Annotated in this window: 21 protein-coding genes; 7 read left to right on the top strand and 14 right to left on the bottom strand. The window is 60.1% G+C overall.

The genetic code is table 11. From position 1 onward, the window contains the following. From GR197_RS26540 to GR197_RS26515, 6 genes are all read right to left on the bottom strand, one after another. A partial coding sequence (locus tag GR197_RS26540) for an alcohol dehydrogenase catalytic domain-containing protein (protein WP_164014639.1) occupies nucleotides 1–529 on the bottom strand: 529 nt, incomplete at its 3' end. Between the two features lie 97 nt (nucleotides 530–626). After that, on the bottom strand, nucleotides 627–1,328 hold the full coding sequence (locus tag GR197_RS26535; RefSeq protein WP_164015009.1) for a dimethylsulfonioproprionate lyase family protein: 702 nt from the start codon (nucleotides 1,326–1,328) through the stop codon (nucleotides 627–629). Between the two features lie 15 nt (nucleotides 1,329–1,343). Continuing rightward, nucleotides 1,344–2,273, bottom strand: coding sequence for an electron transfer flavoprotein subunit alpha/FixB family protein (locus tag GR197_RS26530; RefSeq protein WP_164015007.1), 930 nt, complete (start codon nucleotides 2,271–2,273; stop codon nucleotides 1,344–1,346). Between the two features lie 23 nt (nucleotides 2,274–2,296). Further along, a complete protein-coding gene (locus tag GR197_RS26525; RefSeq protein WP_164015005.1) occupies nucleotides 2,297–3,046 on the bottom strand; it encodes an electron transfer flavoprotein subunit beta/FixA family protein in 750 nt (249 codons plus the stop codon). 35 nt (nucleotides 3,047–3,081) lie between these two features. Continuing rightward, entirely contained in the window at nucleotides 3,082–3,684 is a 603-nt protein-coding gene (locus GR197_RS26520) for a dimethylsulfoniopropionate lyase (protein ID WP_164015003.1), read from the bottom strand. 44 nt (nucleotides 3,685–3,728) lie between these two features. Continuing rightward, nucleotides 3,729–5,765, bottom strand: coding sequence for an NADH:flavin oxidoreductase (locus GR197_RS26515; protein WP_164015001.1), 2,037 nt, complete (start codon nucleotides 5,763–5,765; stop codon nucleotides 3,729–3,731). Between the two features lie 145 nt (nucleotides 5,766–5,910). Here GR197_RS26515 and GR197_RS26510 point away from each other — a divergent pair, with 145 nt between their 5' ends. From GR197_RS26510 to GR197_RS26485, 6 genes are all read left to right on the top strand, one after another. After that, nucleotides 5,911–6,540, top strand: coding sequence for a TetR/AcrR family transcriptional regulator (locus GR197_RS26510; RefSeq protein ID WP_164014999.1), 630 nt, complete (start codon nucleotides 5,911–5,913; stop codon nucleotides 6,538–6,540). Nucleotides 6,541–6,553: 13 nt separating this feature from the next. Then, nucleotides 6,554–7,348, top strand: coding sequence for a pyrroline-5-carboxylate reductase family protein (locus tag GR197_RS26505; protein WP_164014997.1), 795 nt, complete (start codon nucleotides 6,554–6,556; stop codon nucleotides 7,346–7,348). 67 nt (nucleotides 7,349–7,415) lie between these two features. Beyond that, nucleotides 7,416–8,417, top strand: a complete 1,002-nt coding sequence (locus GR197_RS26500) for an ABC transporter substrate-binding protein (protein ID WP_164014995.1) — start codon at nucleotides 7,416–7,418, stop codon at nucleotides 8,415–8,417. 97 nt (nucleotides 8,418–8,514) lie between these two features. Next, nucleotides 8,515–9,402, top strand: coding sequence for an ABC transporter permease (locus GR197_RS26495; RefSeq protein WP_164014994.1), 888 nt, complete (start codon nucleotides 8,515–8,517; stop codon nucleotides 9,400–9,402). After that, nucleotides 9,395–10,474, top strand: coding sequence for a quaternary amine ABC transporter ATP-binding protein (locus tag GR197_RS26490; RefSeq protein WP_164014992.1), 1,080 nt, complete (start codon nucleotides 9,395–9,397; stop codon nucleotides 10,472–10,474). The genes GR197_RS26495 and GR197_RS26490 overlap by 8 nt, the downstream gene beginning before the upstream one ends. A gap of 1,122 nt (nucleotides 10,475–11,596) precedes the next feature. After that, a complete protein-coding gene (locus GR197_RS26485; protein ID WP_164014990.1) occupies nucleotides 11,597–12,595 on the top strand; it encodes an AraC family transcriptional regulator in 999 nt (332 codons plus the stop codon). 106 nt (nucleotides 12,596–12,701) lie between these two features. On the opposite strand, the gene GR197_RS26480 is transcribed toward GR197_RS26485, so the two are convergent. The 7 genes from GR197_RS26480 to GR197_RS26450 all read right to left on the bottom strand — a co-directional run bounded on the left by GR197_RS26480 (nucleotide 12,702) and on the right by GR197_RS26450 (nucleotide 21,019). Further along, nucleotides 12,702–14,630, bottom strand: coding sequence for a diguanylate cyclase (locus tag GR197_RS26480; RefSeq protein ID WP_204330398.1), 1,929 nt, complete (start codon nucleotides 14,628–14,630; stop codon nucleotides 12,702–12,704). A 29-nt stretch (nucleotides 14,631–14,659) separates the two neighbouring features. Further along, nucleotides 14,660–15,622: a ribokinase gene (rbsK, locus tag GR197_RS26475; protein ID WP_164014986.1), complete on the bottom strand. Its 963-nt coding sequence runs from the start codon at nucleotides 15,620–15,622 to the stop codon at nucleotides 14,660–14,662. Further along, entirely contained in the window at nucleotides 15,619–16,080 is a 462-nt protein-coding gene (locus GR197_RS26470) for an RbsD/FucU family protein (protein WP_164014984.1), read from the bottom strand. Before GR197_RS26470 ends, rbsK begins: the two co-directional genes overlap by 4 nt. A 44-nt stretch (nucleotides 16,081–16,124) precedes the next feature. Continuing rightward, nucleotides 16,125–17,153: a LacI family DNA-binding transcriptional regulator gene (locus tag GR197_RS26465; protein ID WP_164014982.1), complete on the bottom strand. Its 1,029-nt coding sequence runs from the start codon at nucleotides 17,151–17,153 to the stop codon at nucleotides 16,125–16,127. Between the two features lie 17 nt (nucleotides 17,154–17,170). Next, entirely contained in the window at nucleotides 17,171–18,082 is a 912-nt protein-coding gene (locus tag GR197_RS26460) for a carbohydrate ABC transporter permease (protein ID WP_164014980.1), read from the bottom strand. Continuing rightward, on the bottom strand, nucleotides 18,082–19,200 hold the full coding sequence (locus GR197_RS26455; RefSeq protein ID WP_164014978.1) for a carbohydrate ABC transporter permease: 1,119 nt from the start codon (nucleotides 19,198–19,200) through the stop codon (nucleotides 18,082–18,084). The genes GR197_RS26460 and GR197_RS26455 overlap by 1 nt, the downstream gene beginning before the upstream one ends. Before the next feature lie 178 nt (nucleotides 19,201–19,378). Further along, a complete protein-coding gene (locus GR197_RS26450) occupies nucleotides 19,379–21,019 on the bottom strand; it encodes an extracellular solute-binding protein (RefSeq protein WP_164014976.1) in 1,641 nt (546 codons plus the stop codon). Between the two features lie 337 nt (nucleotides 21,020–21,356). Here GR197_RS26450 and GR197_RS26445 point away from each other — a divergent pair, with 337 nt between their 5' ends. Continuing rightward, nucleotides 21,357–22,424 carry an ABC transporter ATP-binding protein gene (locus GR197_RS26445; RefSeq protein ID WP_164014974.1) on the top strand — a complete coding sequence of 356 codons (1,068 nt, stop codon included), beginning with the start codon at nucleotides 21,357–21,359 and terminating at the stop codon, nucleotides 22,422–22,424. A 101-nt stretch (nucleotides 22,425–22,525) separates the two neighbouring features. Here GR197_RS26445 and GR197_RS26440 read toward each other — a convergent pair whose 3' ends face one another. Next, nucleotides 22,526–23,965, bottom strand: coding sequence for a coniferyl aldehyde dehydrogenase (locus GR197_RS26440; RefSeq protein WP_164014972.1), 1,440 nt, complete (start codon nucleotides 23,963–23,965; stop codon nucleotides 22,526–22,528). Nucleotides 23,966–23,978: the final 13 nt, after the last annotated feature.

The following is a 23,978-nucleotide window of genomic DNA, read 5'->3' as shown; positions in this document are numbered from 1 at the left end:
CGCCGATGCCGGTGGTCACCCCGCAGCCGATGTAGCAGATCTTGTCGAAGGGGGCGTCGGGATTGACCTTGGCAAGGGCGATCTCCGGCAGCACGGTGAAATTGGCGAAGGTCGAGCAGCCCATATAATGGTGGATCTTGTCCTTACCGATCGAAAAGCGTGAGGTGCCGTCAGGCATCACACCCTGGCCCTGGGTCGAGCGGATCGCCGTGCAGAGATTGGTCTTGCGCGACAGGCAGGAATAACACTCGCGGCATTCCGGCGTGTAGAGCGGAATGACATGGTCGCCCTTCTTGACCGAGGTGACGCCGGGGCCGACGTCGACGACGATGCCGGCGCCTTCATGGCCGAGGATCGCCGGGAACAGGCCTTCCGGATCGGCGCCCGACAGGGTGAAATCGTCGGTGTGGCAGATGCCGGTCGCCTTGACCTCGACCAGCACTTCGCCGGCCTTCGGGCCGTCCAGTTGCACGGTCATCACTTCGAGCGGTTTTCCGGCAGCAACGGCAACGGCAGCGCGAACGTCCATCTTGATATCCTTCCTCTTAAATTGAATGCTGACTGCTATATATTTGGATAGGCTGGCTTCTCACCGGCCTGTTTTGCCGACCGCTGCCAAAATCCCATCATCTCTCCCGCTCAACCTGGCACCAGACTGCGAGGAGCGGCCTTGCCGTGCATCTTATCGCGAAGGATTGTCCTGCATCGTTCGCGAAGACCGTGCCAATCTCGCCAGAGAACCACTGGGAATTTCCAAGGCAGATTTCTCCGGGCGACAGCAGGATGAAGGCGCGCGGTTGCGTCTGAACATGATCCGGAAATCGGGTATAGCGGTCCATATAGATCACGCCGACTCTGAGATCGGCGCGTTCCTCCATGCCGCCGGGGCCGATCACCACCGCATGCGAATGCGTGTTGCCGAAATTCAGGCTTGCAAACGGACCGGAGCGGCCGCGTCGCCAGAGCAGGCTGTCAGCAAGACTTCTGAATTGGCCGGCGATCGCCTCGTATTTCCGTCCTGATTGAGCGAGATTGCCAATGGCGTCATCTAGCCCTTCGGGCGCGCCGGGGAGAGCAGGCCCGCCCTCCGGGGCGCGCACCTTACCGGTCTTCAGAAGCTTCTGGAGAACCTTGCCCGCGACGAAACTGGCGACGGCAGGGGCGTCGGCCGACAACATCAGGCCGCCGACGTCGTTGAGGAATTCCTGCAGCGACCGAGGACGCCTTTCCCTCCCGATGTCGTGCAGCCGTATATATGCCGGCTTTTCCTCATCGTTCAGAAGAAGATCGGCCCCACGTTTGATTGGACGTCCCACCGCGCGCGCCACGTTCAGTCCCCTCGTTTAGAGCGCCTTTTCCAATTCCGGCAGCACCTCGAACAGATCGGCGACCAAGCCGTAGTCGGCGACCTGGAAGATCGGCGCCTCCTCGTCCTTGTTGATGGCGACGATCACCTTACTGTCCTTCATGCCGGCCAGATGCTGGATGGCCCCCGAGATGCCGGCGGCGATATAGAGATCAGGGGCGACCACCTTGCCGGTCTGGCCGACCTGCCAGTCGTTCGGCGCATAACCGGCATCGACGGCAGCACGGGAAGCCCCGACGGCGGCCCCGAGCTTGTCGGCAACCGGAAGGATGACCTCCCGGAATTTCTCGGCAGAGCCGAGCGCCCGGCCGCCGGAGATGATGATCTTCGCCGAGGTCAGCTCCGGACGATCGGAGGCCGACAGTGCATCCTTGACGAAACGCGACAGGTCGGGATTCGAGACCGCCGGGACCGCCTCGACGCTGGCCGAACCGCCTTCGGCTGCCGAAGCGAAGGAGGCGGTGCGCACGGTGATGACCTTCTTGGCATCGCTTGCCTGCACCGTCTGAATGGCATTGCCGGCATAGATCGGCCGCTTGAAGGTGTCGGATGAGATCACTTCGATGATCTCCGAGACCTGGGCGACATCGAGCAGGGCAGCAACGCGCGGCAGCACGTTCTTGCCGGTCGAGGTGGCAGCCGAGATGATCGTGTCATAGGAACCGGCCAGCGAAACGATCAGGTCGGCAAGCGGTTCGGCGAGATTGTTGGCAAGCTCGTCGCTTTCGGCGAGCAGCACCTTCGCCACACCGGAGAGTTTGGCAGCCGCATCGGCCGCAGCCTTGGCGCCCTTGCCGGCAACCAGCACATGAATATCGGAGCCGATTTGGCTTGCTGCCGTCAGCGCCTTGGCGGTCTGGTCGGAGAGGCTGACATTGTCGTGGTCGGCCAGAAGAAGAATGGTCATGATGGTGTTCTCTCTTTCCTGGCTTAAAGCACGCCGGCTTCGTTCTTGAGCTTGTCGACCAGTTCGGCGACCGACTTGACCTTGACGCCGGCCTTGCGGCCCGACGGCTCTTCGGTCTTCAACACCTTCAGCCGTGGCGTCGTGGAAACACCGAAATCGGAAGGAGCCTTCTTGTCGAGCGGCTTCTTCTTCGCCTTCATGATGTTCGGCAGCGAGGCGTAACGCGGTTCGTTCAGCCGCAGATCCGAGGTGATCACCGCTGGCAGCGTGATCTCGATCGTCTGCAGGCCGCCATCGACCTCGCGGGTGACCTCAGCCCTGCCATCCCCGATCTCGATCTTCGAGGCGAAGGTCGCCTGGGCGGACCCCAGCAGGGCTGCCAGCATCTGGCCGGTCTGGTTCGAATCGTCATCGATCGCCTGCTTGCCGACGATGACAAGACCCGGCTGCTCGGCATCAACGATGCCCTTGAGGATCTTGGCGACCGTCAGCGGCTCGACGGCATCGTCGGTCTCGACCAGGATCGCCCGGTCGGCGCCCATGGCAAGGGCGGTCCTCAACGTCTCCTCGGCCTTGGCCGGACCGATCGAAACGACGATCACTTCCTCGCACTTGCCGGCTTCCTTCAGCCGCAAGGCCTCTTCCACCGAGATCTCGTCGAACGGGTTCATCGACATCTTCACATTGGCAAGCTCGACACCCGTGCCATCCGGCTTCACCCGGATCTTCACGTTGTAGTCGACGACCCGCTTCACGGGCACGAGAATCTTCATTTGCAAAACCCCTATATTTTCCAGACTTCGGGCCGTCAGTGCGGCTGTTCGGTAAGCAGCGCCCAGAAGGCGAAGAGCGGCGTGTCCACCGACCTCATGGCATGTTTGATTCCAGGGATATTATAGAACGATCCGCCGAGACCAGGCGAAAACCAGTCCCCCTCCCCTTGCTGAAACTCTCCCTCGGAAAGCACCAGATAGACTTCCTCGGGCTCATGCTCATGGTCCGGATAGCGCATGTGAGGCGCCATCAACGTCACCCCGAGCCACAGGTCGTTCCGCTCCTCCACTCCTCCCGGGCCGATGATCATGGCATTGGCATGCCCATCGACGAAATTGTCGCCCGCCGTGTGGTCATACTTGGTGCGCCGACGCCATTCAAGCATCGGCTCGATGCCTTTGAACGCCTCGATCAATCCCGTCAGCGAAGGATAAGACGTATCGATCGCGAGCGCCAGATCGAGGTGATGACACACGGGCAACCGGCTCCCCTCTCCCGCGCGCGCGGCTCCCGCCCGCTCCAACGCCGCAAAAAACTGACCGATCGAGCGGCGTGCTTCCGGGGCGTTGGCGAATCGGTCGAAAGCCGCAGACGCCGCATCCACGAAAAGCTGGAGGCTTTCCTCACGTAAATTCATGCCATCCCTCGAAATGAGCGGCCGGCGAGCGGCCTCTCTTGCGATCATACATCCTTGGCGATGCGCAAGCCGTCATAAATGGCGGCATGTGTGTTGCGCGCAGCGACAGCATCACCGATCCGGAAGAGCTGAAACTTGCCCTCGGGATTACGAATGACCGACTGAGGTTCTCCCTGGAGAAGCTGGTCGTGCGACACCTCACCGAGATTGCTCGAGTTGGGTTTCAGCTCGAAATAGAGTTCGTCGAGCGGGATGGTCCCATGGTTGACGACGATCTGGTCGAAGCTGCTTTGCTTGGCAATCCCGCCGTAATCGCTGCCGACATGCGCGACGAGTTGGTTGCCGCTCTTCTCAACGGCCTCCAGGCGATAGGTCACGGTGAAGGTCACGTCATGCTTCTGCAAAGAGCGCATATAGGGAACTAGGTTCATGGCCATGACCTCGGGCGCGAAGGACCGATCCGGCGTCATAATCTCGACCTTAGCGCCCGCCTTGGCCAGAAACTCCGCCGCCTGAAGACCGGCATGGTCGCCGGCATCGTCGAAGATCAGCACGTTGGTTCCGGGCTTCACATCACCGGAGATGATGTCCCATGACGAGATCACCAGCTCGTTGCCGCGCGCGAGAACCTCGGTATGCGGCAAGCCGCCGGTCGCGATGATGACGACATCGGGATTCTCGGCTTCGATCGTGTCGGCTTCCGCCCAGGTGTTGAAGCGGAAGGTGACGTCGTATTTCTCGCACTGGCTTATGCGCCAGTCGATGATGCTGATCATTTCCTTTCGGCGCTCGCTCCGGGCGGTGAGGCGGATCTGGCCGCCGGGATTGTTCGCCGCTTCGAAAACGACCACCTGGTGACCGCGTTCTCCGGCAACGCGCGCCGCTTCCAGACCGGCCGGGCCGGCGCCGACGATGACGACCTTCTTCCTGGCGTCAGCCTTCGCCACGATATGCGGCATGGTCTGCTCGCGGCCGGTGGCGGGATTGTGGATGCAGTAGGCCGCCCCGCCCTGGTAAATGCGGTCGAGACAGTAATTGGCGCCGACGCAGGGACGAATGTCCTCTTCCCGCTTTTCGATGATCTTGCGAACGATGTGCGGGTCGGTCATGTGGGCGCGGGTCATGCCGATCATGTCGACCTTGCCGGAGGCGATCGCGTGGCGCGCGGTGGCGACATCAGGGATCTTCGCCGCATGGAAGGTCGGAAAGTTGGTCGCGGCGCGGATCTCGCCGGCGAAATCGAGATGCGGCGAATTCGCCATGCCCTGGATCGGGATCACATCGGTCAGGCCGGCGTCGGTATCGATGTGACCGCGGATCACGTTCAGGTAATCGATAAGGCCGCTGTCCCTCAGGCGCTTGGAGATTTCGATGCCTTCGGCCTTGCCGGTGCCGCCGGGAAGACATTCGTCGGCGGTATAGCGCACGCCCAGGATGAAGTCGTTCCCGACCCTCTGCCGGATCGCCTTGAACACATCGAAACAGAAACGCAGCCGGTTATCGAGCGAACCGCCATAGGGACCTTCGAGCTCGTTGGTGAGCGGCGACGTGAACTGGTCGATCAAGTGGCCGTAAGCCTCAAGTTCGACGCCATCCATACCGCCCGCCTTCATGCGTTCGGCTGCGTCGGCGAAATCCTTGATGATGCGCTCGATGTCCCAATCTTCCAACTTCTTCGGAAAGGCGCGGTGCGAAGCCTCACGGTGATGCGATGGGGCAACGACGGGCAGCCAGTCGCCCTTGTCCCAGCGTGTGCGCCGGCCGAGATGGGTGAGCTGGATCATGATCGCCGCCCCATCTTCGTGCACTGCATCAGTCATTTCCCTGATCCACGGAACGATTTCGTCCTTGTAAGCCAGCAGATTGTTGAAAACCGGCGGACTATCCCTGGACACCGCAGCTGAGCCCGCCGTCATCGTCAGCGCCACGCCGCCCTTTGCCCGCTCCACCGTGTAGGCGCGATACTTCTCTTTCGGCATGCCGTCCTCGGGATAGGCCGGCTCGTGCGAGGTGACGATGATACGGTTACGCAACGTCAAGTGCTTGAGCTGATAGGGCTGAAGGAGAGGATCGTTCGACATGGGCCGTGGTTCCGATTAAAAATACCAGAGGGACGCTAGGTGCAATGTACATATGTGTCAATATTTAAAACATTCGGGTCGCCATTTTAGACACTTCTGTACATTTTTCTTGTACGCGGCCTCGGATTTTGATAGGAGATAACCTATGGATCAGGCTTTGAACGACACCGGTTGGCGCGGATCACAGGAGGGATGGCTGGAAGCAGCTTACCACGCACTGCTGGAGTCCGGCGTGGATTCGGTGAAAATTCTGCCGCTGGCGAAAAAGCTCAATCTCTCGCGCACGAGCTTCTACTGGTTCTTCAAGGATCGGGAGGAGCTGTTGAGTGCACTCGTGGCGCTATGGCGCGACAAAAACACCGGCAACATCGTCAAGCGATCTGAGGCCTATGCGGAATCGCTCGCCGAAGCGATGCTCAACGTCTTCGATTGCTGGCTCGACAACGATCTGTTCGACGCGAAGTTCGAATTTGCCGTGCGCAGTTGGGCGCTGCAGTCCGACGAACTTCTCGCAGAGGTCCAGCAGGCCGATCAGATTCGCCTGGAGGCGCTCAAGCGCATGTTCATGCGGTTCGGGTTACCAGAAACGACATCGGATGTCAGAGCGCGTACAACTTACCTCGTCCAGATCGGATACATCTCCATGCAATCGAGGGAGGAACTCGCCGTCCGCATGAAACGGATTCCCGAATATATCGCGATCTACACGGGCGAAGTGCCGCAGCAGAGGGAGCTCGACCGCTTCTTCTCCCGGCACGGCCACAAGCCCGATTAGAGGAAAGCCCGAGATGAGCACTTCCTTGAAGATCGGTATTATTGGCGGCAGCGGCTGGCTGGGCGGAGCCATCGCCGCCTCGATCATCGGCGCGGGTTTGCTAGAGCCTCGAAATCTCTCTCTTTCCTATCGCGGTAAACAGCCGGATCGTTTCCTGAATTCTTTCTGGACCACCGACAATCAGGCGCTTGCCGACCGCTCGGACGTGATCTTCCTCTCCGTCCGTCCTGATGACTGGTATCCCCTTGATGTCGACGCCGGCGGCAAGCTCGTCATTTCGGTTATGGCGGGTATTGGTCTCGCCGCCCTTTCCCAACACCACAAGACCGGCCGTGTCGTCCGCGCCCTGGCGAATGCGGCCGCGGAGGTGGCTAAGTCCTATACGCCCTGGATCGGCACAAGCGAGGTCACGGAAAATGACCGGGCCGTCGTCCGCGCCATTTTCGAGGCCTGCGGGTCGGAGGACGAGGTCGCGAGGGAAAGCGACATCGATTACCTCACCGGCCTTTCGGGCTCCGGACCGGCGTTCCCGGCGCTGCTTGCAGCCGCCATGATGGATGATGCCGTCGCCCACGGCCTGCCGGCGGAGATTGCGCGCCGCGCCGTCAATACGGTGATGACGGGAGCCGGTCGCCTTTTGGAGCGACGCGACCAAAATCCCGGGGACGTCGTTCAGACCTTTCTCGATTATCGCGGCACGACGGCGGCAGCCATCGAAGGCATGCGCGGCGCGGGATTTGACGCATCGGTCGCCAAGGGATTGTCGGCCGCATTTGAGAAATCGGTGAGTATGGGAAAGGCTTCCTGACGACCGTTGGGGCGGGCACTGCGGCACCCCGCTCGGCAAGACCAGCCGCTAAATAGAGGGAACGACAATGAAAAAACTACTCGCATCGACATGTCTGACACTCGGCCTGATGGGCGGAGCGTCTTTCGCCAGCGCCGCCGAATGCGGCAGCGTGACCATCGCCAGCATGAACTGGCAGAGCGCCGAAGTTCTCTCCAACCTGGACAAGTTCATCCTGAACGAAGGTTATGGCTGCAGCGCTGACATTACCGTTGGCGACACCGTCCCGACGATCACCTCCATGGCCGAAAAAGGCCAGCCGGATATCGCGCCCGAAGCCTGGATCGATCTTCTCCCCGACGTCGTCAAGAAGGGCACGGAAGAAGGCCGCATCGTTCAGGTCGGCTCGCCGCTGCCCGACGGCGGCGTGCAGGGCTGGTGGATTCCGAAATATCTCGCCGATGCACATCCCGATATCAAGACGATCGGCGATGTGCTGAAGCATCCGGAACTCTTCCCCGATCCTGAGGATCCGAAAAAGGGTGCCATCGTCAACGGCCCGCAAGGCTGGGGCGGCACTGTCGTCACCTCGCAGCTCTACAAGGCCTTTGAGGCCGAGAAGGCTGGCTTCACCCTAGTCGATACCGGCTCGGCCGCTGGCCTCGACGGTTCGATCGCCAAGGCTTACGAGCGCAAGGAAGGCTGGGCCGGCTATTACTGGGCGCCGACCGCGCTGCTCGGCAAATATCAGATGGTCAAGCTGGAAGCCGGCGTGCCGAGCGATGCCGCCGAATGGAAGCGTTGCAACACCGTTGCCGATTGCCCCGACCCCAAGCCCAACGCCTGGCCGGTCGATCACGTCGTCACCCTGGTTGCCAAGCCCTTCTCGGAAAAGGTCGGGCCTGAAGTCATGGACTACCTGGCGAAGCGCTCCTGGAGCAACGACACAGTCAACAAGCTGATGTCGTGGATGACCGACAACCAGGCAACTGGTGAAGATGGCGCCAAGCACTTCCTGAAAGAAAACAAGGACATCTGGAGCAAGTGGGTCTCGCCTGAGGCAGCCACGAAGATCGAAGCTGCGCTTTAACACTGACTATCGCGGTGCGCGAAAAGCGCACCGCTTCTCACAGCCGATAAAAATCAAAAAAGACTGCAGCGGCTCTTTGAAGAAAAAGGGGATCCAAATGGAATGGTTTTATAAATTCCCGCATATGGATGACGACGCGCTTCGCAATCTGAAGAAGGCGATCGATGACGGCTTTCGCGGATTTACCCGCGCCTACGGCGACGGCATCGAAACCCTCTTCGTTCCGTTGCAGCATTTCCTCATCGCCGCCGAACGCTTCATGACGCAGACGCCGTGGCCGATCATTACCGCGATCATCCTAGCCATCGCATGGCTTGGCAGCCGCAGCGTGAAGGTTGTCTTCGGCTGTCTGGTGACGCTGCTGCTGATCGGCTATTTCGACATGTGGGACGATACGATGCGGACGGTCTCGATGATCTTCGTCTGCACGGTTCTTTCCATCGCCATCGGCATTCCGATGGGCATCCTGATGGCACGCTCCGACCGGTTGCAGCGCGTCGTCAATCCGATCCTCGACGTCATGCAGACCATGCCGAGTTTCGTCTACCTCATCCCGGTCGTCATGCTGCTCGGCATCGGCAAGGTGCCTGGCCTGATCGCCGTCGTCATCTACGCCATTCCGCCGATGATCCGTTTGACCGATCTCGGTATCCGGCTCGTCGACAAGGATGTGCTCGAAGCAGCCGACGCCTTCGGAACATCAAAGTCGCAGAAGCTCTTCAAGGTGCAGCTGCCGCTGGCCCTTCCCACCATCATGGCCGGCATCAACCAGACGATCATGATGGCGCTTGCCATGGTGGTCATCGCGTCGATGATCGGCGTCCAAGGCCTCGGCCAGCCGGTGCTGAAGGCGATTGCCAACCAATATTTCACCCTGGGTATTTTCAACGGCCTTGCCATCGTCGGCATCGCCATCATCTTCGACCGAGTCAGCCAGGCGTATGGCAAGAGGCTCCAGAAGCACCGGGAGATCGTCCATGGCTGATCAGCGTTTCGGCGGCATCAAGATCCGCCATCTCTACAAGATCTTCGGTCCCAACCCCACCGCGCATGTCGATGCCGTCCAGAAAGGATTGTCAAAGACCGAGCTCAACGAAAAGCACGGTCACGTGCTCGGCCTGAGGGATATCAATGTCGAGATTCCCTCCGGCCGCATCCAGGTCGTCATGGGCCTTTCGGGTTCGGGGAAATCGACGCTGATCCGCCACATCAATCGGCTGATCGATCCGACCGCCGGCGAAGTGCTGGTCGACGGCGTCGATGTCGTGAAGATGAACGAGACCGAATTGCGGGCGTTTCGCCGGCACCAGACGGCGATGGTGTTTCAGAAGTTCGCACTTCTGCCGCACCGGAATGTTCTCGACAACACCATCTTCGGCCTCGAAGTGCAGGGCATGGAGCGCGCGAAAGCGACCGACGTCGCCATGCGCTGGCTGGAGCGAGTCGGTCTGAAGGGCTTCGAACAGAGATATCCCAATCAGCTTTCCGGCGGCATGCAGCAGCGCGTCGGCCTGGCGCGGGCTCTTTCCAACGACGCCCCGGTCCTTCTCATGGATGAAGCCTATTCGGCGCTCGATCCTTTGATTCGCACGGATATGCAGACGGTGCTTCTCGACATTCAAAAGGAGATCAAGAAAACCATCGTCTTCATCACCCACGATCTCGATGAAGCGCTTCGCCTGGGCGACCAGATTGCCATCCTGCGCGACGGCGAAGTCATCCAGCAGGGCACCAGCCAGGACATCGTTCTGCGTCCGGCCGACGAATACATCGCCAACTTCGTCAAGGAGGTCAATCGAGGCCGGGTCATCCATGTCGAAGCCGTCATGACGCCGCTGCATTCCGGTGTGGCGCCGGTTGGACTGGCGATTGCGGCAGGCACGACCGTCGAAGAGGCCGTCCGGATGCTGGCATCGGCGCCAGAGGGCGATGCCAGGGTCGTATCGGCCTCCGGGGAAACATTGGGGCTCGTCACTTTCCGCCAGCTCGCGGGCGCGATGGTGAATTCGCAGGAGGTGGCCCCCCGACACGATAGTGCCCTGTCGGTCGCCCTCTGACGCTCCAGATGCGGCCGTCTTTCTGTTTGCTTGGCGACACCGATATCTGGCACGCCGCCATTTCGTGAACTGGAAAGTCGGCCGCCTAACGCCCTCATATGCAACCAGATGTGCTGGGGCCGGCGGTCCGACGATCATAATCCTATGACGAGGCACCGGATGTCGAAGCCGTCGGCGCAGATATCGTCATCCTGAGCCATCTTGAGCGAACCCGTCCTGCGTGCGCACCCGCGGCGCGAACAACCTCCCGCCAGCGCTTGCGTATACATTTTGCGCAAGGCCAGTCCAGACTGCGTCGCGAAAAGCCGCCAAGCCGACTTTATCGGGGGCTGACAATTGCTCCATGGCCACGGAGTAATAAGATGATTTTCGACCAAACCATGATGGTTCGTGGTCCGAAAGCCAAGCCCGTTCATCCATCACCCCCCAAAAGGATGGAAGGGATCTACATACGCACCCCATCCCGTGCGTATGCTTGCATGCCTGTCTGCCTGCCGAAGGCTATAAGCGGTCCACTATAGAACCTTCGGCAGGCGACTGCGCAGATCCCTGACTGGGCGTTTTCCATAACTTCAGATGATGATGCGCATCAAGGCCAGACGGTCGCGTTTGAACCTTTCGTGGCCTCACGGATACACCCTATAAATTTGCCCCTCTGCGTAATCGTTTTATCACCCGCTTATCATTGTAGCAGGTGGCGCGAAGGCTTGCCTATTGTTCCGAGGTCTGCCAGTTCCTGGCTTCAGGCTGCGGAGAACTGACTGAATTGGAACTGTCGACAATGCATTTAACGGGTTGGTTTTTTGACGCCCGCTACGCCCGAACTCGACCTGTGTCGGCTTGCACATGGTGCTGATCCCTCTGCCGATACCACTCGGAGATCCATATGCTCCGCCGAGGGCTGCTGCGTTCCAGGCCCCGTTCGGCTAAGATATAGCCAAGCATCGCCCATCATTCCCGCCCGCAGGCGCTGACAAAGCGGAGGACACCAATCGATGGCGACCGGCGGAGCTAAAAGAGGTACGCACATCAATCCGTCGGCATGGATCGCGTGTCGCGTCGAAATCTGCGAGCGGTTGAAAAGGACAAGTCAACGCAGCCACGTTGAACAATGGGTGCAGCATGTCGGAAAATAGCACGCCGCAATTCTCATTTCGATTTCGCGGTTCGTCCTTCGACAACATGGTCGAAACCCTCGGAGGCGCTTTTGGCGCATTCGATGCCGAGCCTGTCGGCCGGGCTCAGGAGTTCCACTGGGGATTGGATTTTGCCGCGACTGACAATGCGGTACTGCTCACCGGTTTTCATGAGGCCGAGTTTCAGTTCAATATCGAGCCGACCGTCGATACGGCAGAGTATCTGTCGATCGTTGTGCCACGCAGCGGCGGCATGGGGGTCACCTATGGGCCCCGCGTCGCCGAGGCCGGGCAAGGAAAACTGCTTCTTTACAATAATTTCGAACCCAACAGCGTCATCATGCACGGGCAAGCGAACGTCATCGACGAGCTGCTGATCAACTGGCCCGTCATCCTGCAGACGATCGGGCAGACCTTCGAGATGCCGTTCAACGGCTCTCTCGACCTGCTGCCCGAACTGGACCTATCCAAGCCGGCCGGCCGGATGATCGGCAACCTCACGGAAACGATCATCCTGGGCATGCGCGACGACGGCCCCTTGCTGCAGTCGCCAATTGCCATGGCGCATCTGACGCAGGCGCTGGCCGATCTGGTCGTACGTCTGGTGCCTCACCGGCTGTCGCATTTCCTGGAAAACGGGCCTGCGCTGATTGCACCCCGGCATGTCCGCAAGGCGATCGAATTCATGCACGCCAATATCGATCAGCCGATCACCATGTCAAAGGTGGCCGAAGCGGCCGGCGTATCCAGTCGCGCGCTGGAAACCGGTTTTCGTGCCTTCAGGGATACTTCTCCCGCCGCCTACCTGCTGACGCTCCGTCTGCGCGCAGCGCGCCAGGATCTGCTCGACCCAGAGAGCAAGGACACCATGAAGGCCGTCTGCCTCAAATGGGGCTTCTTTCATTTCGGCCGGTTTTCCGCAGTTTATAAGACGACATACGGGGAATATCCGTCCGACACCAGGAAGCGCGCGATGCGGCGATAGTGGCCGTGTATTGCCGAAGCAAAAAAACATCCGGGCGACCGACGCGCTGGTTCGATGAAAACAACCGATCAGGTGAGCGGATTGCGCCGCGCCCGCTGATCACAGCCTAGCCGGCTTCCTTCATCGCGGGCCGTTCGCCGCTGGGCGAATGGGCCATAATGCGATTGCGGCCTTGCGTTTTGGCGTCGTAGAGGGCGGCGTCCGCCTCGGTGAGGAGACGGTTCGGATTGGCCCGCAGGACCGCGCCCGTCGCGCAGGATACGCCGATGCTGGCCGTCACCCTTCCGAATTCGCTACCGGAATGAACGATACTCTCTTGGGCAAGGCGACGAGCGAACTGCTCGGCAACGATCATCGCTCCTCTGGCGCTGGTGTCGGGGAGGAACACCACGAATTCCTCTCCACCGTAGCGGGCAACGATATCCGCTGGGCGGCTGACCGACTGGCGCAGACACATGCTGACGACACGCAGGCATTGGTCGCCGGCGGGATGGCCATAGGTGTCATTATAGGCCTTGAAGCGGTCGATATCGACCATAAGAAGGCTGAACGGCGTGTTCTTCCGGGCGCTGCCTGCGGTCTCACGTGCGAAAGCCTCGTCGAAGGCCCGGCGGTTGACCATGCCGGTCAACCCATCGGTCTCGGCAAGATTTTTCAGCTGCTCCGCCGATAGCCTGAGCGCAATTTCTGCCTGCTTCGTTGCCGTGATGTCGGAGACCACAGCCATTGCCGCACCGTCTTCCGCAAGCCTTGTCCGGATGCTGCGCCAGTCGCCGTTATAAAGCTGAATCTCTTCGTCCTTGTTGCAGTGCAGTGAAGCAGTGGCGGCCTTGATCCACTCCTCCACATCCTCCGGAACACCGGACCGCTCACCGGTTTCGGCGACGCGGCGCAGGATGTCGCTGATATGGGCGCCGACCACGCGGGCCTCTCCGGAGAGCGGGAACGCAGTACGATACTGATCGTTGCAAAAGAGGATAAACCCTCTGCTGTCGTACATGGCGATGCCATCGGACATGCCGGCCATCGCATGCGAGAGCAGGTTCTTGCTCTCGCGCAATTCCCGCTCCAGGGCAGTGCGCTCCGTAACATCTCGCGTTACACCTGCGAGGCCGATCACACGCCCCTGCTTGTCCCGCAGCGGAACCTTGGAGGCGAGCAGAAATCTACCTTCGATACACTCGGTGGAATCGATCAGCGGCACCCCGGTGTCGATGACCTGCTGCTCGAGGTGATATAATTCCTCGGCGAGTGGTCGCGACATCAGATTGAAATCCGACAATCCGATCATCTCCGCCGTCGTCCTGAAACGGAAGAGGCGGGTCATGTTCTCATTGACGGTGATGAACCGGCTGTTTCGGTCCTTGACATAGAGATAGTCGGGTGACTGCGAAAATGCGGTCACCAATATGCTTCGTTCCAGCTCCCATTGCTGCGTCTTCAGGAGAACGAAACCGCCGAGAACAGTGGCCAGGCAATTCAATGCGATCAGGGGAAAACCGACGCCGGCCAGCACATGGGCATTCACCAAGGTGGGAAGCATAGTCATCGACAGGACCAATGCAAAGCCGAGTGCCAGGCTCAGCAGCGCAACGTCTTTGAGCCCCGGAGATCTCTTACGGGTCCAGGCATGACCGGCCAAACCGACACCGGTGGCGACGGCCATTGTGATGATCCCGTCGACCATCGCCGTACCGCCGACGGCAAAACGAAAAACGATCGCCATCGCTGCGGCAAAAGCCGCCGCGATCGGCCCGCCGAACATGCCGGCCAATACAAGTGGCGAAAAGCGCAGGTCGATATAGATGCCGGGATGGAATTCAACGGCCAGCAATATGGATCCGATGGAGGCGCCGCCGGCTACGATTCCGAAGGCGATTTTTTCCTGCCCGAAGGCGCGGCGCTGAAACTGGATGGAAAAAAGCGCCCACAGCGAAATTGCCAGGCACACGAATGAAAGGTTGCCACCGAATTGCGTCCAATTGCCATTCACCGCGCTGGATCCATCTTCCAAGCCATGTAACGAAGCTGTCATACGACAACACTAGTTTGAGCTTCGTTAAACTAAAGCTTGTCGGCCTCATTCGTTTGCGGCACCACCCCCCAGCGCAGCAAGGCGTCGATCTCGGCGCGCGAAGGCATGGCGGGTGCCGTGCCCGGCCGGGTCACGGCGATTGCCGCCGTCGCACAACCGAAGCGGATGGCCTCGACCGGCGGACATCCTTCGGAGATCGCTGTCGCGAAACCGCCCAGGAAGGCATCGCCAGCGCCCGTGGTGTCAACGACGTTGCCCGCGGAGAAGGCCGGTACAAATTCGCTCTGACCGGTCGTGTGATAGAAAGCGCCGCGTGCGCCTAGGGTGATGATGACCGCTTTCGCTCCGCGATCCAGCAAGGTACGGGCCGCGGCTCGTGCCTGGTCATCCGTTTCGATCGCATGCCCCGCCAATTCGGCCGCTTCCACCTCGTTTGGAACGATGAAGTCGCACAGGCCATAGATGCTGTCCGGTAGCGCGCGGGCAGGCGCCGGATTGAAAATCGTGGTGACCCCTGCCCTTTTCGCCACCGTCAGGCCATGGATGGCCGCCTCGAGCGGTTGTTCAAGCTGCGTCATAAAAATGGCAGCACTTTCGATCTCCACCCGGTTCGCATCGACATCTTCTATGCCGATCAGACCAGCAGCACCCGGCGCAACGATGATGGCATTGTCGCCGCTCATTTCGTCGACGAAGATGAAGGCCGCACCGCTGGAGACGCCGTCCATCTTCATCACATTGGCTTTGACGCCGGCCGCGGCATAGGCCGCAAGAGCCATCTCGCCGAACGGGTCGTTGCCGACCCGAGAGATGAAGGTTACCGTGCCGCCGGCCTTTGCCGCGGCTATTGCCTGGTTGGAGCCCTTGCCTCCCGGCCCAAGCGTGAAACCCGACCCCATCAGCGTCTCGGCAATATGGGGCAGGCGCTTGGCCTTATAGGCGGTGTCGGCGGCAAAAATACCCAGAATGACGATTCCGCTTTTCCCGCTCATCTGACCGCCTCCGCCGCCGGAATGACGCCCTTGGTCAGAAGGAAGCATCCATAAAATCGCAGTTCGCCCGTTGCGATCACACAATAGGCTTTTTTGGCGATGTCGTAGAACGCCATCCTCTCGACCGGATACATGGGCGATGACTTGCCTTCGGCGCGATCGATAGTGGCCTGGACTTCCTGTTGAATCGGCGGAATTTCGTCAGGCTTGCCAATGACTTCCATGCGCCCTGCCGAAGGCTGGATCGGGGTGTCCAGCGGAAAGACGGAGAGGACCGCATCGATCGCCTGCGGCGCGGAAATGTTTTCCATCGTCAGAAGCCTACCCAGCCGCGTTTGGCGGGCGATCGAATCCGACGGAAAATTCGTGTCGGAGATGACGAGATAGTCGCCGTGTCCCATGTTGCAAAGTGCTTGAAGAATATCGCCGTTGAGTTCGGCCCTGATTCCCTTGAGCATTCGATCTCTCCATCCCTTATAATGGCCGCAGTACCGGCCTTGCTTCAATTTTTATGCCCGGCAACATCTGCCTTGGGCTGCGCGCACGGGCCGCTCGAGCCGCGCACGATCAGCGATCCGTCGATCATCTCGTCCTCCATGCCCGGCGGTTCCTCAAGGAGACGGCTGACCGCGCGCCGTGCCAGCGTGTCGGCCGGCTGGCGTATGGTTGTCAGCCTGGGAACGACGAGGTTGGCGAGCGATATGTCGTCGAACCCCGTCACGGACAGCTTGCGCGGCACGTCGATCTTGAGGTCGCGTGCAGCGCGTAGCGCGCCGATGGCCTGCTGGTCGCTGGCGGCTGCGATTGCCGTGGGTCGATCCTGTGATGGGCGCGACAGCAGATCGCGGGCGACTTTCTCACCGGACTCATAGTCGAATTTGCCGTACGCGATTTCCAGTTCAACAGCCTCGCCGGTCTTTCCAAACAGGTCAATGCGGCTAACGAAGCCCTCTTTACGCATGCGCCCCGCCTCCGTGTCGGGTGGCCCAGCGATGTAGGCGATGTGGCGATGGCCCAGCCCATAAAGATGGTCCGCAATCAGCGCGGCAGCTTGCGCATGATTTGTCGACACCAAGGGAAAGGTCCCGAAGCGCCGGTCCAGCGATATTATCGGAACTGCTCCCTCCAAGGGGAGGCCCGAACCGTCGCTTGAAGCCACCACGATGATGCCGCGCACCGAGCGGTCGAGGAACGCGAAAACGTGGCTCTGCTCCGCCTCGCGATCGTCATGCGAACTGGCCAGCATGAGGCTATGCCCGCATTCGAGCGCGGCGCGCTCGACGCTTGCAGCAAGTTGCGCGAAGAACGGGTTGGTGATGTCGGGAACGACGAGACCAATGACGTCGGTTTTGCTGGTGCGCAACGCTCTGGCGGTCACATTCGGCCGGTAACCGAGCGCAGAAATGGCGGCACTGACTTTTTCGCGCAGCACAGGTTTGACGGCGGCTTCGCCCGACAGCACGCGCGAAACGGTGCCTACGGATACGCCCGCATACTCGGCGACATCCTTGACTGTCGGCATCTTTGACATTTTCAAACGTCCCGCAGCTACTTTACCGCTCCCGCGGTCATTCCGGCGATGATGTGCTTTTCCAGCATGACACCGACAACAACCAGAGGAAGGATGCCGGCGGTGGAGAGAGCGGCCATCGACCACCAATTGATGCCCTGGCTGCCCGTCTGGCTGGCAATCATCACCGGTAACGTATTGGTATTGGTGGAGGTCAGCAGCGCCGCAAAGAAATATTCGTTCCAGCACAGGATCAGCGCCAGCAGAAAGGCGGCCACCATGCCCGGCAGAACGAGCGGCACGATGATGCGGGCAAACGCGCCCCAGATCGACAGTCCATCGACAAGCGCTGCCTCCTCGAGCTCAACAGGCACCGTGGCGAACTGGTCGCGCATGATCCAGACGACAATCGGCAGGACCATCAACGTATAGACGGCGATCATTCCCACATAAGTGTCCAGCAGCGCCAGTTCCTTGTAAAGAACGAGGAACGGCAGGGCGAGAACGACGGGCGGCATTATGAGCTGCGACAAGAAGAAGAACGAAATGTCGGAGTTGCGCATATGGCCGAACTTGTACGAAAAGCGGCTGAGGCCGTAGGCCGCCAGCGATCCGAGCACGACCGCAAGAGCGGATGCCGAAACCGAAATGATGACGCTGTTCCAGAGCCTGCGCATGAACTCGTCGCGCACCGTCGAGATCTCGAAAATCGTATCCGGGGAAAGCCCGAGCGAGCGCCAGCCGAGCCAGTTGGGGGCAAAGTTGAACCAGGGAACCAGATTGCCGCGCATGACGTCAGCCGCTGTCTTGAACGAAGTCGAGACGGTCCAGAACAGCGGGAAGACGCAGACAAATGCCGAGGTGACCAGCAGGCCGTAAATGGCGAAACGCATGGCCCACCAACGAATGCGCTGGCCGCGCGCGTATTTTTCGAAATCGATCCGAACCATCAGAGCCTTCCTGTCATGCGCTTCACGATACGGTCGGAAATCTTCATCAGCCCGGTCATGCCGAAAACGATGATCACCAGATAGACGAGCGCGAGAAGGGTGCCGTATCCAACATTCGAACGGTCGCGATATTCGCGATAGATGAAACTGGTGACGGAATCGGTCGCCCCGCCGGGACCTCCCGATGTCACCGTTATGATGATGTCGGCGAGCTTGAGCTTGAAGATGATGCGGATCATCACCGCCGTTACCGAAACCGGCAGCATGAGCGGGAAAATGACCTTCCAAAAACGTTGCCACTTGGTGGCACCATCGACTTCGGCCGCCTCCAGCACCTCCCGCGACAGGCCCTGCAGTCCGGCGAGCAGCATGATCATCATGAACGGAATGAAGGTCCACGCATCCATAATCATGATCGAGAGCCGCGCCACGAGCGGATCGCCGAAGAAAGAGGGATTTTCCCAGCCGAGCCAGCGGGCAAACCGCGCGACCGGGCCGAAGCGGGTTTCCATCATCGACTTGCCGACCATCCAGCTCACCGCGACCGGCGACAGCATCAAGGGCACCAGAAAGGTGACGCGCCAGAACTTGCGGGCAAGGATTTCCTGATTGAGGAGCAACGCCAGGCCGAACGCGATTGCGTATTCGACGACGATCGCCAGGCAATAAAGGATCATGTTGAGCAGGGCATTGCCAAAGAACGGATCGGTGATCATCCGGCGCACATTGTCGAGCCCGTTGAAGCGCCGCCCTGTTGAAGAGGCGAGGTTCCAATCAGAAAAGCCGATCCAGAGCGCAAAGACCAGCGGAAAGACCACCATCGACACGACGAAGAGCGCAGCCGGCAGAACAAACAGCGCCTTCTTGCCCGACTCGCCGTAAATGACGACGCGGGTGATGCAGAGAACTGCGGCCCAGAGAAAATAGGCGTAAAGTACCGGGCGCCAGTTCGAAAAACCCCAATCGGTCCAGCCCAGCGCATGGGCACCCTGCAATGCAAATGATGTTACGAACCATATGGCGCTCAGCCACAGAACCGCTTGGCCCCAGAAACGACGGCTCGCGGAAATGGAACCGGCTTCGACCGTGTGCAGCAGGTCGCCTTCGACTGTCGACATATTATTCTTATTCCTCGCCCGAACAGAATGGGCGCCGGCGAAATCGTTGCCGATCCGCCAGCGCGCTTACAGCGCCGCACGTCTGAAAGACGCGCAAAGAACGCTGCACACTTTGAATTGCTGCCTAATTTTATCCTTAAATCGATTCCGATTTAAGCAATTATGCAGCAGTCACCGATCAGAGCCCGAGGCTCGTCCGGTAAAGTTTCAGCTGGCTATCGCGGCCGATCTGGTCGGTGATCTTTTCCCAGGCGACCGCAATCGCATCCGCGGTCTCCTGTGCCGACTTGTACTGTCCGGCAAAACCCTTTGCCAGTTCGTCTTCGGCGACGGAGTAATATTGGAAGATGCCGGGAATACGCGGTTCGATGGCGGCGTTCGGGTGGTTGTAGCTATCGGCGTTCGAACCCAGATAGTCCTCGATATAGGCGCGGTCGTAACCTGCCTTTTCCCATTCGTCATAGTTGAAGTTGGACTGACGATAGGGTTGGAAGCCGGAGGGATAGGCCGACGTCCACAGAGACAGATCCTTGCCGCCGAGATGGGCAGCAGCAGACCAGGCCGCCTTGCGCTTCTTCTCGTCGCTGGAGACCTGCTTGGTAACGTAAATGCCCCAGCCCAGATAGGCCATGTTGGGCGCTTCGTTATACTTGTCTTCCCACTGCCCGGTCCTGCGGTTGTAGACACGGTCGGAGCCGCGGTTGATGCCGAAGCCGACCACGTCGCCGACGACCGAGGTGTCGGAGGTGCGTGCGCTGGAGCCGACATCGCCCCACCACATCAGCATTGCGCCGGTGCCGGCCAGGAACTGCGAGAAGGCCGTGGTGCCGGGATCGGCATTGATCTGGTCGGCCGGATAGGCCTTCGCCGCAATCAGATCCAAAACGTCCTGGATCGCCTGAACCCATGCCGGGTTGTTGACCAGCGGCTTCATGTTTTCAGGATCGAACAGCCAGGCCGGGTCGCCCGGATATTTAGCATAGGCCGTTGCGCGGTTCTCGATGAAATAGAAGCCGAATCCGCCCCATCCCTTGAGGGGATCGAGATAGCCGTAGGCCGGCTGACTGGTCAGCGGATCGGTCTTGCCGATCAGCGCCTTGGAAGCCGCGTTCACTTCCTGCCAGGTCTTCGGCGGCTCGGCCATGCCGCTGATCGAGCCTTCGCCGAAGTAATCCTTGCGGTAGGCGAAGGTGTGGCAGTCGCCGTCGATCGTCACGCGATAGGTCTTGCCGCCCCAGGTGCCCACCGGTGGCTTCAGGTAGCTGACCATGTCGTCGGTCTCGATCTGCTTTGCAACCCAGTCAGGCATCTCGTCCAGAAGCCCGCGTCCGGCGGTGTCGCCCTCGAAGGGTGCACCCATCTCCAGGAGGTCGAAATCAACAGTGCCGGTTGCGATCGATTGCTGAAGGCGAGCGTTGTAATCAGCCTGAGCAAGGTCGATCCAGTTGATCTTGGCGCCCGTATAGGCTTCCCACGGCTTCAGGAAACCGCGGAACAGGAAGTTGTGGAGGTTCTGGTTGTTGAGCCCCATGAAGGTCAGCTCGACACCGGCGAACTCGCCCTGCTTGACATTGGCCTTGGTCGGACCGAGGCAAAGCTCGCCGACCTTCTGCCAGTCCGCATCCGTCGGCGAGCCCTTGCCGACACCTGGAATTTTCAGGATCTGAGCGCGCAGATCGTCGGCGGCAAACGCCGTGCCGGCAATGCCGCCCATCGCGCCGGACAGCCCGAGCAGAGCTGCAGCACTTGCCGTTCCGCGCAAGACGTCGCGGCGACTTGCCTGACGGCGCAACAATGCATCATATATTTCAACTCTCATATTTTCCTCCTCCACGTTTCGTTGTGCTGCCGCCACCTGGCTTTGCCGGGCTGGCTCCAGTGCGATTTTTAAACTGGCCTCCTGCGGAACTATCTGTTAACAAGAAAATGAAACGTTTCATATCTTGCCTGAAACCACTCCTCCCGGTCTCGATTTCGAGAATTAGACGGCAGGCGGGAAATGTCAACAGGAAATGAAACGTTTCATGGAGGAGGCCTGACAGTCGTTTCAAATCGGCAAAAGGCGGTTCGCCGGCCCTCTTGCAGGAAGCCCCTGTCATGAGATGCACGGCCCTTGGGGAGCGCCCGGTGGCCGGCAGAAAGCGAGTGGGAGGCACATGGCTGAGGTCAATATTTCGGGGGCACGCAAAGCCTACGGCACGTTAAATGTCCTGCATGGCGTCGATATAGAAATCCGCGACGGCGAGTTTGTGGTGCTCGTCGGCCCTTCCGGTTGTGGCAAGTCAACTCTGTTGCGCATGGTCGCAGGGCTCGAAAGCATCACCGGCGGCACCATCTCAATCGGCAAAAACGTCGTCAACAATCTCCCCCCGAAGGACCGCGATATCGCAATGGTCTTCCAGAGCTATGCGCTTTATCCGCACAAGACCGTTGCCGAAAATATGGTTTTTGCGCTTCGCCTACAGAAGCAGCCAGCCGACGTCATCAAACAGCGCCTGCAGGCGGCGGCCGAAACACTCGATCTCGTGCCTTATCTCGACCGTTATCCGCGCCAGCTTTCGGGTGGCCAGCGACAGCGTGTGGCGATGGGGCGGGCCATCGTCAGATCGCCCCAGGTATTTCTGTTCGACGAACCTTTGTCGAACCTCGATGCCAAGCTGCGCGTTCAGATGCGCAAGGAGATCAAGGAACTGCACCAGCGGCTGAAAACCACGACCATCTACGTCACGCATGACCAGGTCGAAGCGATGACCATGGCCGACAAGATCGTGGTGATGCAGGGAGGCAAGGTCGAACAAATCGGCACGCCGCTGAAACTCTACGACCGTCCGAACAACACGTTCGTCGCAACCTTCATCGGCTCACCGTCAATGAACCTCCTGAAAGGCCAGTACAAGGCCGATGGCGCTATCTTCGTCACGGAGACCGGCGACGAGATCGGACTTGGTTTCACACCCGCAGCAACAGACGGGCAGTCCGTGCTCCTCGGCGTTCGCCCCGAACATCTGTCGCTCGCCGAACGCGGCCTGAAGGCAACGGTCAGCGTCACCGAACCTACCGGCCATGAAACGATGGTGTTCCTGCGCTACGGGCCGGGCGAACTTGTCGCGGTATTTTCGGAGCGCCATGAGTTCGAGCCGGGGCAAGTCGTGACGGTGGCTCCCCGTACGGAAAAGCTCCATCTATTCGATGCCGGGTCGGGCAAGACGCTGCGGCTCGACTAAGCCGCCACGCCTTCCGGATAAGCGACGCTTGACGGTGCATCGAACGAACAGGGATCGATGGCCTCGCAACTATGCGGTGCCATCGCTTCGCTGTTCTGTCGTTACTTGCAGATCGCCGCGGCCAGGAAACCGCGCATCGCCTCGCCGAAAGGCGGGCGCATCATATATTCCGCTTCCACCATCTTGCTCTGATGGTAGACGGCGCGCGGATGCGAGAAGGCGAGGAAGCCGAACTTACCGTGATAGGCGCCCATGCCGGAATGGCCGACGCCGCCGAAGGGCAGACCTTCCGCCGTGACATGGCTCATGCAATCGTTGACCGTCACGCCGCCGGAGGTCGTATTGTCAAGAACCCGGCGCTCCTCGTCGCCATCCTGGCTGAAATAATAGAGAGCGAGCGGGCGCGGCTTGGCATTGATGCGGTCGATGACGTCGGCGATATCGCGATAGGCCATGACCGGCAGCACCGGCCCGAAGATTTCCTCCTGCAGCACGCGCATGTCTTCGGTGGGATCGAGGATCAGCGTCGGCGGAATGCGATGGGCTGATTGCTGGGAGAAATTCTCCGCCGCCGGGTTGATCTCGACGATGCGGGCGCCCTTGGCCCTGGCATCGTCGATCAGGCCCTGGACGCGGGCATGATGGCGGGCATTGACGATCGAGGTGTAATCGGGATTTTCCTTCAGCCCCGGATACATCGCGCCGACCGCCGCGACCGCATGTTCGGCGAAGGCCTCGACACTTTCCTCCGGAACATAGACATAGTCCGGCGCCAGGCAGATCTGGCCGGCGTTCAGCGTCTTGATGGTCATGACACGGCGCGCAGCGCCTGCGAGATCGGCCGAGCGACCGATGACGACGGGAGACTTGCCGCCGAGCTCAAGCGTCAGCGGCGTCAGGTTTTCTGCCGCCGCGCGCATGACGTGATGGGCGATCGCGGTGCCGCCGGTGAAGATCAGATGGTCGAAGGCAAGTGACGTAAAGGCCGTGCCCGTCGCCGGTCCGCCCTGCACGACGGCGATTTCCGTTTCGTCGAAGGCGCCGGCAATGAGTTGCGCCATCAAGGCGGAGGAAACCGGCGTCACCTCTGACGGTTTGATCATGGCACGGTTGCCGGCGGCGAGAATGCCGGCAAGCGGCGCAAGGGCCAGTTGATACGGAAAATTCCAGGGACTGAGGATCCCGACCACCCCCTTCGGCTGATAGAACACTTCGGCGACCGCGTCGGGAAATAATGCCTCGTGCTGCTCGGGCTTCAGCCATTCGGCGAGATGGCCCTTGGCATATTTGAGCGAACCGACGCAGGTGAAAACATCGAGAAGCAGGCTCGCCTCGACGCTGCGGCTGCCGAAATCCTCCGACAGCGCCGCGGCGATCGCGTCCTTATGGTCGACGAGAAGAGCGATGACGCGATCGATGCGATCGATGCGGGTTTCGATGCTTGGCGGCCCTTCCCTCAGGAAGGACGCCCTTTGCCGGGCAAGCAGCGCCTTCATGGCATCGGGACTGGTATCGGTGGCGATTGGGGCGACGGTGTTCATTTTTTCCTCCCTG

Source organism: Rhizobium phaseoli (assembly GCF_010668805.1).
GTDB classification, from domain to species: domain Bacteria; phylum Pseudomonadota; class Alphaproteobacteria; order Rhizobiales; family Rhizobiaceae; genus Rhizobium; species Rhizobium phaseoli_A.
The sequence above is the reverse complement of the archived record's forward strand: the minus strand, read 5'-3'. Positions and strand labels throughout refer to the sequence as shown.